At 49.6% G+C, this 252-nt stretch carries 1 protein-coding gene; it reads left to right on the top strand.

Translation table 11 applies throughout. The annotated features are described in order from the left end of the window. On the top strand, nucleotides 1-252 hold a 252-nt coding region (locus SB725_RS32675; RefSeq protein WP_410923635.1), incomplete at both ends, for a cytochrome b/b6 domain-containing protein.

The raw sequence follows: 252 nt of genomic DNA, 5'->3' as shown, positions 1-252 counted from the left end.
ACTGGCGCATTTGGGACATTTGGTGATTTATCTCCTGTTTATTGCGCTGCCAGTGATTGGTTTGGTGATGATGTATAACCGGGGCAACCCGTGGTTTGCGTTTGGTTTGACGATGCCTTACGCTTCAGAGGCCAATTTCGAACGGGTAGATAGCTTAAAGTCGTGGCATGAAACGCTGGCGAATCTGGGATATTTTGTCATCGGGTTGCACGCTGCGGCTGCACTGGCACACCACTATTTCTGGAAGGACAA

Source organism: Pseudomonas sp. SIMBA_041, from assembly GCF_046535095.1.
Classification (GTDB): domain Bacteria; phylum Pseudomonadota; class Gammaproteobacteria; order Pseudomonadales; family Pseudomonadaceae; genus Aquipseudomonas; species Aquipseudomonas mucoides.
The sequence above is the reverse complement of the archived record's forward strand: the minus strand, read 5'-3'. Positions and strand labels throughout refer to the sequence as shown.